Source organism: Thalassobellus citreus (assembly GCF_044385915.1).
In the GTDB taxonomy this organism is placed as follows: domain Bacteria; phylum Bacteroidota; class Bacteroidia; order Flavobacteriales; family Flavobacteriaceae; genus Thalassobellus; species Thalassobellus citreus.
Map to the genome: position 1 here is coordinate 245,691 of NZ_JBISCC010000120.1, position 12,084 is coordinate 257,774.

Sequence of the window (12,084 nt, forward strand, 5' to 3'; positions counted from 1 at the left end):
TATGAATTTCAATTTTAAAAATTTTTTAAAACTCGCATGTATTACTGCATTAATTATAACTACTTTTTCTTGTGATACAAACGATGACGATACACCAGAAATACCAGATGCATCAACCTTACGTTCTTACCATTTAGTTGTAGGATCAAGTTCTACAGGAAATTCTGCAACATATACACAAGGAGCAACAGTAGAAGAACTTAATGACCCTAATACAACATTTACTTTTAAAAATTATGGTTTCGAAGTACCATCGACACGTACTTCTAGAGTTTATTCATCAAATGATGGTAAAACCTTATTCAACTTAAATTATGGTGGTGGAGAAATTTCAAAATATGATTATACCAGCGGACAAAACTACAGCTTAAGTTTAACCACCGATATCCAAACTGTGATGGGAACTGCATACCCACGTTGGACAAAAATTGATGAAAATTACGCTATGCTTCACGCAGTTGCTACCGAAAATTTATATGACGATCCAAGTGCTGCTAGTCCAATATACAAAAGAACAAAAGCGACAATTACCATGGCCTTAGTAAATTTACAAACCATGTCGGTTATAGAAAATACATCATTCGAATTTCCTTTAAGTGAAACTGAAGCTGCTAAAGGAATTTACGTTTCAAGAATTGATGCTCCTGTTGTTACCAACGGAAAATTATATTATGGTGTAGCGAAAAGCATATACGATCCTTTAACAGATGCTAGAGGCACAATGGTTTATGAAAATGTTGAAACTTTAGTGATAGATTATCCTTCATTAGAAAACCCAGCAACTTTAATTTCTACTCTAGCAGAAGGACCTACCAACGGTTACAGAACACCAGTAGCTCATAAAGATGAAAATGGGGATACATACCAATTAGTTACCTCGGGAGATGTGTCTATGTTAAAGATTAGTAATGGTGCTTATGATACTTCTTATGGGAAGTTCAATATTAAATCACTTTTAGGTCATAATGCAGAAGCTAATACTGGTTGGTTTTATGTTGGAAATGGTATTGGCTATATTCCTGTTTTAAATACAGATGAAGGAGATAGTGCTAGTTCTAACTGGGATATTGTTCGTGTTGATTTATACAACAAAACAGCAGTTACAATGAATATTCCAATTGACTTATGGTTACGTCAATACCAATGGGCTAGTGTTATTGAAGGAAAATTATATATGGCTTTAGCATCATTAGGAGGAGAAGGTCATGTTTATATTTTCGATCCTACATCTACTAGTGTTGACGGGTATACTAAAGGTGCAAAGTTAGAAACAGGAACAACAGATGCTTCGTATATAGGGCTTTTCTAAAATAAAACAATATAAACAGATGTGATGTAAAATTCGCATCTGTTTATATTAAATATTAAACAAAAAAACTCCAATAGATAAATTATCTATTGGAGTTTTTTTATTGTATATAAATCTCTTTTACTAAAAACTACAGTTTGTAATTTCTGTAACTCTTAATGTATTTACCATTCCTTTTTCTTGAATAGGCATAGCTGCTAAACTAATTAACATATCGCCTACATCTAAATACCCTTTTTTACAAGCCATAGCATTTACATCTTCAATAGTTTCATCTGTACTTACAAACTTATCGTAATAAAAAGCACGAACACCCCAAAGTAAACTTAAACGTGTTAATATACGTTTGTTTGAAGTAAATACTAAAATATGACATGATGGTCTCCAAGCTGAAATTTGAAATGCTGTATACCCACTATTTGTTAGTGTTGAAATCGCTTTTGCACTAATTTCGTTTGCCATATTAGCGGCATGATAACATATAGATTTTGTAATATAACGGTTCGTACGAATATGTGGTGGCAATTGTGGTACCTTTATAAGTTTTGAATCCTCAACACTTTTCAAGATATTAGACATTTGCTTAATAACCTGCACTGGATATTTACCAACAGATGTTTCTCCTGAAAGCATCACAGCATCAGCACCATCCATAACTGAGTTTGCAACATCATTTACTTCAGCTCTTGTTGGTGTTAAACTATCAATCATAGTCTCCATCATTTGAGTTGCTATAATTACTGGAATTCTAGCCTTTTTAGCACGTAATACTAATTGCTTTTGAATTAGTGGTACTTCTTCCGCTGGAACTTCAACACCTAAATCGCCACGCGCTACCATTAAACCGTCACAATGTGTCACAATTTTATCAATATTCTCTACAGCTTCAGGTTTTTCAATCTTAGCTATAATTGGTATTTTCTGGTCGCTATGTTTATTAATTAAATCGCGTAATTGCATTAAATCTTCAGCATGACGTACAAATGATAGTGCAATCCAATCTACATCTTGACTTATAGCAAAAATAGCATCTTCAATATCTTTTTCTGTAAGAGCTGGTTGAGATATATTTGTGTTTGGTAAATTAACTCCTTTCTTAGATTTTAAAGGACCTCCTTGAACAACACGTGCAACTACCTCGTCTTTCTTATTTGTAGAAACAACTTCAAACATTAATTTTCCGTCATCTAAAAGAATACGCTCTCCAGGTTTTGCATCTTGAGGAAACCTTTCATAAGTCATGTAAACACGCTCTTTTGTACCTACAAATCGCTCTCCTGTTGCAAAAACTATTTCATCTCCAGGATTTACAAAAACATCTTCTTCCATAACTCCTACACGAAGTTTTGGCCCTTGTAAATCTCCTAAAATGGCAGCAGTATAACCAAACTCTTCGTTTAGTTCTCTTATCATTTTTATACGTTCTGCAACATCTGTATAATCAGCATGAGAAAAATTAATTCTAAATACGTTAGCACCTTCTTCAAGCATTCCTTTTAAAACTTCTTTGGTACTGGTAGCTGGTCCTAATGTTGCTACTATTTTGGTCTTTTTTCTTATCGGCATTAGCTAAAAATTAAATTATCTTTTGATTTTAATTGACTACTATCAATACTATAAGCTGTTGCAATTTGAGGTATTTTTAATATACTATCTAAAATATATTTTTCTTTACTTAAATCGAACTCGTTATCTATTTTTAAAAAATAATTAACACGCTTATATTCTGGTATTAAATGAGTTGTTTTTATTATTTTTTCTTGGTTTTCAAATAATGATTCATAATTTATTTGTTGTAAACTTTCTGTTTTACAAACATTAGAAACCAAATTCCATTTTGTTAATTGTTTTTTATTTTCCCATTCAAAAATAGAATATGTTGATGCTCCTTTATCATAATCTAAATCTGATGCTTTTCTTTTTAAAGTTATTCCCAAATGCTTATTAAGAAGATATGCTAAACGATAATCTTCAAGCGAACAATGAATTGCTATTAAAGTGCATAATACTTCATCAAAAACATCGTCAAGAACAAGCTTATGAATGGCCATAACTTTAAATAAAAAGCGTAAATATAGTATTTATAAAAATTAGTAATGATACATTTTACCTAATCTTAACGATAAAGATAACTAAAACGTTGTAGTAAATTGTTTTTAAAGAACTTTCTTTAAATCATTTTAGACATTCGACTTTGAAATGCAAAAAAAGCGCGTTTAGAAGCTTTTTCTTCTGCTTTTTTCTTTGATGTAGCTCTTGCTTTAGCTACAATTTTATTGTCTATTGAGAGCTTTACTGAGAAATGCCTAACCTCATCATTTCCAGTATCTTCATAAACATTATAATTAAATATTTTCTTTTCCTTTTGACACCACTCAATTAATAAACTCTTGTAACTTATTACCTTGCCTTCAAGAGTTTCAATATCTACATAAGGTATAATAACACGCTTAAAAATAAATTTTTCACAATATTTATAGCCTCTATCTAAAAAAATAGCTCCTACTAAAGCTTCAAATAAATTTCCATGAATATTATCTCCAAACTGACCTTGTGGTATTTTACTTTGAACTAAATCAATTAACTTAAGACCTTTACCTAACTCATTTAAATGCTCTCTACTTACAATTTTAGATCGCATTTTAGTTAAATAGCCTTCATCTCCACTAGGAACTTCAAGATATAAATGGGACGCAATTACCGAACTTAACATAGCATCGCCTAAAAACTCTAGGCGCTCATAATTAATGGCGTTACCCTTACTGTCCTTTATATTCATAGAACGGTGTGTAAAGGCCTTTTCGTAGATTTTTATGTGCTTAGGCTTGAACCCAAGAATTTTATTTATTTGCATAAAAAAATTCCCGTTGCGTTTGAAACGGGAATTTAATATGTTACGAATGTTTTTCATCTGATAATAAATATCTTAAATTAATGTCAGATGTAATAAACCATGTTTCATTCTACTGTAAAATTAATATATGTTATGGTTTATTTCATTCGGGATTTAATCTATTTTTTTGAATAATACACAAGCGTTGTGACCGCCAAATCCAAAGGTATTACTCATAGCTACATTAACTTCACGTTTTTGAGCCTTGTTTAAAGTTAAATTTAATTCTGGATCAATGTTTTCATCAGCAGTAGTATGGTTAATTGTAGGAGGTACAATACTGTGCTCCATTGCCAATATAACCGAAATAGCTTCAATAGCTCCTGCTGCACCTAAAAGGTGTCCTGTCATTGATTTTGTAGAATTAATATTTATTTGTTTTGCATGACTACCAAATACCTTTGAAATTGCCTTAAGTTCGGCAACATCACCTAAAGGTGTAGATGTACCATGTGTATTAATATGGTCTACATCTTCTGGTTTAAGTCCTGCATTTTCTAAACAATTTTTCATTACCTCAACAACACCAATACCTTCTGGATGAGGCGCTGTCATATGATAAGCATCAGAAGATAATCCACCTCCTGCTACTTCAGCATATATTTTTGCTCCTCTTGCTTTTGCATGCTCATATTCTTCTAAAACTAAAGCACCTGCTCCTTCACCTAAAACAAAACCATCTCTGGATCCATCAAAAGGTCTAGAAGCTGTTTCTGGACTTTCATTTCTAGTAGATAAGGCGTGCATCGCATTAAAACCACCCATACCGGCAATAGTTACTGCTGCTTCACTTCCTCCTGTAACAATAACATCACAATACCCTAAACGAATTGAGTTTAAAGCATCAAATATAGCGTTAGCAGAAGATGCACAAGCAGAAACTGTTGTGTAATTTGGCCCCATAAAACCATGTTTTATAGAGATGTTTGCTGGCGCAATGTCAGCAATCATTTTAGGAATAAAGAATGGGTTAAATCTTGGAGAACCATTACCAGCAGCAAAGTTTAACACTTCTTGCTGAAAGGTTTCTAATCCGCCAATGCCTGCCCCCCATATAACACCAACTCGTAACTTATTAACTTCTTCAAGATTTAATTTAGAGTCTTCAATGGCTTCATCTGCAGCTACCATAGCGTATTGTGCAAACTTATCCATTTTACGAGCCTCTTTTCTATCAAAAAAGTCTGTTGCGGTGAAGTTTTTTAATTCGCAAGCGAATTTTGTTTTAAACTTCTCGGTATCATAATACGTTATAGGCGCAGCACCACTTTTACCACTAACTAAACCGTCCCAAAATTCATCTTTGGTATTGCCTATTGGTGTTAAAGCCCCTAATCCTGTGACTACAACTCGCTTTAATTCCATAAAGTATTTTGCTTATTTTGCTGCTTCTATGTATGATATAGCTTGACCAACTGTTGCAATGTTTTCAGCTTGATCGTCTGGTATTTGGATATCAAATTCTTTTTCGAATTCCATAATCAACTCTACAGTATCTAAAGAGTCGGCTCCTAAATCGTTTGTGAAGCTTGCTTCTGTTACAACTTCGTTTTCATCAACTCCTAATTTATCAACGATAATCGCTTTTACTCTTGATGCAATGTCTGACATAATCTTTTAATTTAAATGTTTTAATTAGTTGGCAAAAATAAAAAACTTTATTTTTAAAACACACCTTTAATTTAAAAATGTGATGGTAATTTACTAAAATTACTTTGAAGTATTTTTATTTTACCTTCTAATTGTTAATAATTATTCTTTTTTTTGTTCGAATAATAATAACATATTGTCTGTAAAATGAAACGTATTGTAATTTTTGCGTCCGGAAGTGGTACTAATGCTGAAAATCTAATTAAGTTTTTTCACAACAGAGAAAATGCTTCTGTTATTCAGGTATTAACTAACAATCCTCATGCCAAAGTTTTAGACAGATGTAAAAAACTTGGTGTTAGTGCGCTTTCTTTTAACAAAGTAGCCTTTACAAAAACAGAGGATGTTCTTAATGCTTTAAAAGCATCGCAACCAGACCTTATTGTTTTAGCAGGTTTTTTATGGAAGTTTCCAGAAAACATTTTAAATGCATTCCCTAACAAAGTAATAAACGTACACCCTGCTTTATTACCAAATTACGGTGGTAAAGGTATGTATGGGATGCATGTACATAAAGCTATTGTTGATAACAAAGAACCCGAAACAGGTATTACCATACATTATGTTAATGAACATTATGATGAAGGTGCTATAATTTTTCAGGCGAAATGCGAAGTAACTTCAACAGATACTGCTGAAGATGTTGCTGCTAAGATTCACGAATTAGAAATGGAACACTTTCCTAAGGTTGTTGAGAAATTATTATCTTCAAATTAAAAATGACAGAAATTATAGATTTAAGTCAAGAAATTTATGAAGGCATGCCTGTTTATAAAGATTTGCCTCAAGTAAAAATGGCAATACATAATACGCATGAAATTTGGAATGGAGAAACTAACCCAACAACCCAAACGCCTGCAGTACATAAATTAGAACTTGGCGAACATACAGGCACTCATGTTGATGCTATTAATCATATGGCAAAAGAATATGAGGGGCAATCTATAGATAAGATGCCTTTATCTATGTTTTATACTGAAGGTATTTGTTTAGATTTTTCAAATAAAACATTCAAAGAATTAATAGAGATAGAAGACATAAAAAACGCTTGTAAAAAAGAAAATATAGAAATTAAAGAAAGAGATACCGTATTAATTTATACAGATCATTATAGAAAAGCTTTTAATACTAATAATTGGAATAAAGGTCCTGGCATTTCAATTGAAGCAGCAAAATGGCTTGGAAACAAAAAAATATCTGCATTCGGGGTTGAGACAATGTCTCCAGGAGTTCCTGGAATTTCTAATAAACAAGTACACCACATTTGTGGAGAATTAGGCTTTACTCATTATGAAAACATGATTAACCTATATAAATTAATAGGACGTGGAAGATTTCGTTTTATTGGATTACCTTTAAAAATAAAAGGAGGAACAGGCTCGCCTGTTAGAGCTATAGCTGTTTTTGAAAAATAACTTTTTATGTCGAAGAAAAAGAAATATTACACGGTTTGGAAAGGACATAAAACAGGTGTTTTTGAAAAATGGAATGTTTGCAAAAAGCAAATAACAGATTATCCCGGTGCTCAATATAAATCTTTCTCAACTCTAGAAGCTGCTAAAGAAGCCTTAGAAGGTAATTATTTCGATTACATCGGAAAAAATAAAGGTTTTAAAAGTGAATTATCTCATGAACAATTAAAAAAAATTGGTCAACCTAATTATAATTCTATCTCGGTAGACGCTGCCTCTAGCGGAAACCCAGGCATTATGGAATATCGCGGTGTAGATACCAAAACAAAAAAACAACTATTTATTCAAGGCCCTTTTGAACAAGGCACCAATAATATTGGAGAATTTCTAGCCTTAGTGCATGGTTTAGCAATTCTAAAAAAAAACAATAGCGACCGTATTCTATATACCGATTCTAGAACTGCTATGAGTTGGGTAAAAAAGAAAACTTGCAATACAAAACTTGAACGTAACGCAAAAAACAAACCTGTTTTTGATTTAGTAGACAGAGCTATTGATTGGTTAAAAAACAATTCCTACAAAACGGTTATTGTAAAATGGGAAACCAAAGCTTGGGGTGAAATTCCTGCCGATTTTGGGAGAAAATAAATTCGGTTTTTACTAGCTAAATAACTTATCTTTGCAAAAAAATTAGAACTCTTTTCATGAGTAAATTAGTAATAGTAGGTACCGTAGCTTTTGATGCTATTGAAACACCTTTCGGAAAAACCGATAAAATACTTGGTGGAGCAGCAACTTATATAGGTTTATCTGCTTCACATTTTAATGTTGATGCCGCTGCAGTTTCTGTTGTAGGAGGCGATTTTCCGCAAGAATATTTAGATTTATTATCAAATAAAAATATTGATGTTTCAGGAATTGAAATCGTTAAAGAAGGCAAAACATTCTTTTGGAGTGGTCGTTATCATAACGATATGAACTCGCGCGATACCTTAGCAACAGAACTAAACACGCTTGCCGATTTTAACCCTGTGGTTCCGCAAGATTATAAAGATGCAGAAGTTGTTATGCTTGGTAATTTACACCCGCTAGTACAATCTAGTGTATTAGACCAAATGACGACTAAACCAAAAATGGTTATTTTAGATACCATGAATTTTTGGATGGACTGTGCTTTAGACGATTTACTAAACGTTATAAAACGCGTAGACATTATTACCATTAACGATGAAGAAGCTAGACAACTAACCGGTGAATACTCATTAGTAGTTGCGGCAAGAAAGATTCATGAAATGGGTCCTAAATATGTTGTAATAAAAAAAGGAGAACATGGCGCTTTATTGTTTCATGATCATAATGTTTTTTATGCTCCTGCGTTACCTTTAGAAGAAGTTTTTGATCCTACCGGAGCAGGTGACACCTTTGCTGGAGGCTTTGCTGGATATATTGCAAAAACAGGAGATACTTCTTTTGAAAATATGAAAAACGCTGTTATTTACGGATCTACATTAGCATCTTTTTGTGTTGAAAAATTTGGAACCGAGCGCATGCAGAATTTATCAAATGAAGAAGTCCATAAGCGATTATTGCAGTTTAAACAATTAACGCAATTTGAAATAGAATTATCATAATACAACGCGCTCTAAAAGAGTGCGTTTTTAATTAAAAATAAAAATTTATTATTTCCGCGTAAGCGAAAACATTTATAATTATGAGTGATGCCTTAAAACACGAATGTGGAATAGCTGTAATAAGACTTTTAAAACCTTTAGAATTTTATAAAGAAAAGTACGGAAGTGCCTTTTATGGTGTAAACAAAATGTATCTCATGATGGAGAAGCAGCACAATCGTGGTCAAGATGGTGCTGGATTTGCAAGCATTAAATTAAACACAAAACCTGGCGAACGCTATATTAGTAGAGTACGCTCTATTGCTCAGCAACCTATTCAAGATATTTTTGCTCAAATTAACGAACGTGTTAATAACGAATTAAAAGCACATCCAGAATTCATGGACGATGTTGCTGCACAAAAAAAACATATCCCATATATTGGAGAAGTTTTATTAGGTCATGTTCGTTATGGTACTTTTGGTAAAAATAGCGTAGAAAGTGTACATCCATTTTTAAGACAAAATAACTGGATGCACAGAAACTTAATTATGGCAGGAAACTTTAACATGACCAATGTTAAAGAGCTTTTTAGCAATCTTATAGAATTAGGACAGCACCCAAAGGAGTATACCGATACCATCACTGTTATGGAAAAAATTGGTCACTTTCTAGACGATGCTGTAAGCAAAATTTATAAAGACCTAAAAAAGGAAGGCTACAACAAACAACAAGCCTCTCCGCTTATTGCCGAACGCCTTAAAGTAGCAAAAATTTTAAGACGTGCTGCCAAAAACTGGGATGGTGGCTACGCAATGGCAGGACTTATAGGACATGGTGATGCTTTTGTTTTAAGAGACCCTGCCGGAATTAGACCAGCCTATTATTATAAAGATGACGAAGTAGTAGTTGTAGCATCAGAACGTCCGGTAATTCAAACGGTTTTTAATGTAAAATTTGAAGACGTAAAAGAATTAGAACCAGGACAAGCTATTATTACTAAAAAATCGGGTGAAGTAAGACTAAAACAAATATTAGAACCTTTAGAAAAGAAATCTTGTTCTTTTGAACGTATTTACTTTTCACGTGGTAGTGATGCCGAAATATACCAAGAACGAAAAATGCTTGGAAAATTATTAATGCCTAAAGTTTTAGAAGCCATTGATAATGACACAAAAAATACGGTATTCTCTTTTATTCCTAATACTGCTGAAACATCCTTTTTTGGAATGGTAGAAACTGCTGAAGCATTTATTAATAAAACAAAAACAAATGCTATTTTAAATGGGCAACGTTCTTTATCGGCAGCAAAAGTTACCGAAATTTTATCTGAACACGCTCGCGTTGAAAAAATAGCTATTAAAGATGTAAAGCTTAGAACTTTTATTACTGAAGACAGTAGTAGAGACGATTTGGTAGCACACGTTTACGATGTTACTTATGGTGTTATTAAACCAACCGACAACTTAGTTATTATTGACGATAGCATTGTAAGAGGAACTACTTTAAAGATGAGTATCTTAAAAATGCTAGATCGTTTAAATCCTAAAAAAATTATTGTTGTATCGTCGGCACCACAAATTAGATATCCAGATTGTTATGGTATTGATATGGCAAACCTTGAAAGCCTAGTAGCTTTTAGAGCCGCTTTAGAGTTATTAAAAGACAATAATCAATATCATATAGTAAAAAACGTCTATAATAAATGTATCGAACAAACAGAATTAGCAGATAAAAATGTTCAGAATTTTGTGAAAGAGATTTATGATCCATTTACAGATGAACAGATATCTGATAAAATTTCAGAATTGTTAAGCGATGAGACTATAAAAGCAGAAGTGAAAATTATTTTCCAACCTGTAGAAAATTTACACAAAGCATGTCCTGATCATTTAGGAGATTGGTATTTTACAGGAAACTATCCTACAGCAGGAGGTAATAGAGTTGTAAACCGTGCTTTTATCAATTTTTACGAAGGCAATAATGAACGTGCTTATTAATTCAGATTTTTATAATTTTATAACACACAAACTGAATAAAACACGTTTCAACCAAGAAAAATGCCGTTTATCTAATAAATAATCAGATTACTTAAAATACACATAAATTAGTATCACCATAACATAAGTAGGTTAAGTTCATGGTAGATTTGGGGCAAAAAAAGGTGAACATCTGTTCGCCTTTTTTTATGCCCTATCGTTTGTTTAAAAATCGCTTTCAGCAATATATTCTTTCACTATTTCTGTTAAGCCAATATATGAGCAGTTTAACTAAAATGTTTTATTAATCCTTTTTACTCTTATATCTTTGCTGAACCATAACATAAGTAGGTTAAGTTCATGGTAGATTTGGGGCAAAAAGGTGGACATTCGTCTGCCTTTTTCATTTTATAGAATTTTCATGATAGATGAAAATCTTTTTTATTTTAAATTAAAACGACCTATAAAAACAAGTTTCTAGCTTATTATTGATTCCTAATTTGGCAGGAATAATAAGATAGCCAAATTTGTTCCAGAAATAAATTAAGAATAAAAGTAACGCCATAAAAAAAGCAAACCCAATTAAGAGTTTGCTTTAATATATTTAACGATTTAGCAATTATTACTTTGCCTCAGCGTAACGTTTTTCAACTTCATTCCAGTTAATAACACTAAAAAATGCTTTAATGTAATCTGGACGACGGTTTTGGTAGTTTAAATAATAAGCGTGCTCCCAAACATCTAATCCTAAAATAGGAGTTCCTCCACAAGTAACACCAGGCATTAGCGGGTTATCTTGGTTTGGTGTAGAACAAATTTCTACTTTACCACCTTTTTGCACACATAACCAAGCCCAACCAGACCCAAAACGTGTTGCTGCAGCTTTAGAAAAAGCATCAATAAATTCTTCTTTAGAACCATAAGCTGCTTCAATAGCATCTTTTAATTCTCCAGATAAATATCCTCTGTCTTCTGGATTCATAACCGTCCAAAATAATGAGTGGTTATAAAAACCACCACCGTTATTTCTAACAGCTCCATTATCCATATCTAAATTTGCAAGAATATCTTCAATAGTCTTTCCTTCTAAATCTGTTCCTGCAATAGCATTATTTAAATTGTTTGTATACCCTTGGTGATGTTTTGAGTGGTGTATCTCCATAGTACGGGCGTCCATATGAGGCTCTAAAGCATCATAAGCATATCCCAATTCTGGTAATTCAAAAGCCAT

Annotated in this window: 12 protein-coding genes; 6 read left to right on the forward strand and 6 right to left on the reverse strand. The window is 32.6% G+C overall.

All coding sequences use genetic code 11. The features are described 5' to 3' along the window. Position 1 precedes the first annotated feature (1 nt). Positions 2–1,309 (forward strand): hypothetical protein, encoded by a 1,308-nt coding sequence (locus tag ACH5TX_RS05990; protein ID WP_439338621.1) that lies wholly within the window; start codon positions 2–4, stop codon positions 1,307–1,309. A gap of 123 nt (positions 1,310–1,432) precedes the next feature. On the opposite strand, the gene pyk is transcribed toward ACH5TX_RS05990, so the two are convergent. From pyk to ACH5TX_RS06015, 5 genes are all read right to left on the reverse strand, one after another. Continuing rightward, positions 1,433–2,875, reverse strand: coding sequence for a pyruvate kinase (gene pyk / locus ACH5TX_RS05995; protein ID WP_439338622.1), 1,443 nt, complete (start codon positions 2,873–2,875; stop codon positions 1,433–1,435). Then, positions 2,875–3,360: an IPExxxVDY family protein gene (locus ACH5TX_RS06000; RefSeq protein ID WP_439338623.1), complete on the reverse strand. Its 486-nt coding sequence runs from the start codon at positions 3,358–3,360 to the stop codon at positions 2,875–2,877. Before ACH5TX_RS06000 ends, pyk begins: the two co-directional genes overlap by 1 nt. Before the next feature lie 119 nt (positions 3,361–3,479). Continuing rightward, positions 3,480–4,220, reverse strand: a complete 741-nt coding sequence (rnc, locus tag ACH5TX_RS06005; RefSeq protein ID WP_439338624.1) for a ribonuclease III — start codon at positions 4,218–4,220, stop codon at positions 3,480–3,482. 96 nt (positions 4,221–4,316) lie between these two features. Continuing rightward, the gene (gene fabF / locus ACH5TX_RS06010) at positions 4,317–5,567 is read right to left on the reverse strand and encodes a beta-ketoacyl-ACP synthase II (protein WP_439338625.1); all 1,251 of its coding nucleotides are present in this window, start codon (positions 5,565–5,567) and stop codon (positions 4,317–4,319) included. Between the two features lie 12 nt (positions 5,568–5,579). Continuing rightward, positions 5,580–5,813 carry an acyl carrier protein gene (locus ACH5TX_RS06015; protein WP_007647141.1) on the reverse strand — a complete coding sequence of 78 codons (234 nt, stop codon included), beginning with the start codon at positions 5,811–5,813 and terminating at the stop codon, positions 5,580–5,582. Between the two features lie 186 nt (positions 5,814–5,999). Here ACH5TX_RS06015 and purN point away from each other — a divergent pair, with 186 nt between their 5' ends. The 5 genes from purN (at position 6,000) to ACH5TX_RS06040 (ending at position 10,874) form a co-directional block, all read left to right on the forward strand. Next, a complete protein-coding gene (gene purN / locus ACH5TX_RS06020) occupies positions 6,000–6,569 on the forward strand; it encodes a phosphoribosylglycinamide formyltransferase (RefSeq protein WP_439338626.1) in 570 nt (189 codons plus the stop codon). 2 nt (positions 6,570–6,571) lie between these two features. Continuing rightward, a complete protein-coding gene (locus ACH5TX_RS06025; RefSeq protein WP_439338627.1) occupies positions 6,572–7,267 on the forward strand; it encodes a cyclase family protein in 696 nt (231 codons plus the stop codon). Between the two features lie 6 nt (positions 7,268–7,273). Then, positions 7,274–7,912: a ribonuclease H1 domain-containing protein gene (locus tag ACH5TX_RS06030; protein WP_439338628.1), complete on the forward strand. Its 639-nt coding sequence runs from the start codon at positions 7,274–7,276 to the stop codon at positions 7,910–7,912. Between the two features lie 56 nt (positions 7,913–7,968). After that, positions 7,969–8,895 (forward strand): PfkB family carbohydrate kinase, encoded by a 927-nt coding sequence (locus ACH5TX_RS06035; protein ID WP_439336208.1) that lies wholly within the window; start codon positions 7,969–7,971, stop codon positions 8,893–8,895. A gap of 80 nt (positions 8,896–8,975) precedes the next feature. After that, entirely contained in the window at positions 8,976–10,874 is a 1,899-nt protein-coding gene (locus ACH5TX_RS06040) for an amidophosphoribosyltransferase (RefSeq protein WP_439338629.1), read from the forward strand. A gap of 601 nt (positions 10,875–11,475) precedes the next feature. On the opposite strand, the gene ACH5TX_RS06045 is transcribed toward ACH5TX_RS06040, so the two are convergent. Next, positions 11,476–12,084 carry a superoxide dismutase gene (locus ACH5TX_RS06045; RefSeq protein WP_439338630.1) on the reverse strand — a complete coding sequence of 203 codons (609 nt, stop codon included), beginning with the start codon at positions 12,082–12,084 and terminating at the stop codon, positions 11,476–11,478.

Excerpts from the sequence above, each read along its gene's own strand:
- purN (WP_439338626.1), top strand. The coding sequence starts at position 6,000 with ATGAAACGTATTGTAATTTTTGCGTCCGGAAGTGGTACTAATGCTGAA.
- pyk (WP_439338622.1), bottom strand. The coding sequence starts at position 2,875 with ATGCCGATAAGAAAAAAGACCAAAATAGTAGCAACATTAGGACCAGCT.
- ACH5TX_RS06025 (WP_439338627.1), top strand. The coding sequence starts at position 6,572 with ATGACAGAAATTATAGATTTAAGTCAAGAAATTTATGAAGGCATGCCT.
- rnc (WP_439338624.1), bottom strand. The coding sequence starts at position 4,220 with ATGAAAAACATTCGTAACATATTAAATTCCCGTTTCAAACGCAACGGG.
- ACH5TX_RS06015 (WP_007647141.1), bottom strand. The coding sequence starts at position 5,813 with ATGTCAGACATTGCATCAAGAGTAAAAGCGATTATCGTTGATAAATTA.
- ACH5TX_RS06045 (WP_439338630.1), bottom strand. The coding sequence starts at position 12,084 with ATGGCTTTTGAATTACCAGAATTGGGATATGCTTATGATGCTTTAGAG.
- ACH5TX_RS06030 (WP_439338628.1), top strand. The coding sequence starts at position 7,274 with ATGTCGAAGAAAAAGAAATATTACACGGTTTGGAAAGGACATAAAACA.
- ACH5TX_RS05990 (WP_439338621.1), top strand. The coding sequence starts at position 2 with ATGAATTTCAATTTTAAAAATTTTTTAAAACTCGCATGTATTACTGCA.
- ACH5TX_RS06035 (WP_439336208.1), top strand. The coding sequence starts at position 7,969 with ATGAGTAAATTAGTAATAGTAGGTACCGTAGCTTTTGATGCTATTGAA.
- ACH5TX_RS06040 (WP_439338629.1), top strand. The coding sequence starts at position 8,976 with ATGAGTGATGCCTTAAAACACGAATGTGGAATAGCTGTAATAAGACTT.
- ACH5TX_RS06000 (WP_439338623.1), bottom strand. The coding sequence starts at position 3,360 with ATGGCCATTCATAAGCTTGTTCTTGACGATGTTTTTGATGAAGTATTA.
- fabF (WP_439338625.1), bottom strand. The coding sequence starts at position 5,567 with ATGGAATTAAAGCGAGTTGTAGTCACAGGATTAGGGGCTTTAACACCA.